Consider the following 238-nt stretch of genomic DNA (forward strand, 5'->3'; position numbering starts at 1 on the left):
AAACCTACATTGGTGGACTGTTGAACACGGCATGGTAGGCACCGTTGAAAACCCAAAGATTTATGGTGCTGGTCTACTCTCTTAAATAGGCGAAAGCGAATGGTGTATGAAAGAAAGTGTAAAAAAAATACCATACACCATAGATGCTGCCTAACAAGAATTTGATATTACAAAACCGCAACCACCGTTGTTTGTAACACCCGACTTTGCTTATTTACAAGAAGTTCTTGAGAATTTT

Annotated in this window: 1 pseudogene; it reads left to right on the top strand. The window is 38.7% G+C overall.

From position 1 onward, the window contains the following. A pseudogene (locus ACY2RS_RS15855) lies at positions 1–238 on the top strand (aromatic amino acid hydroxylase); the annotation flags it as partial.

This window comes from Patiriisocius sp. 208BN25-11, from assembly GCF_058147145.1.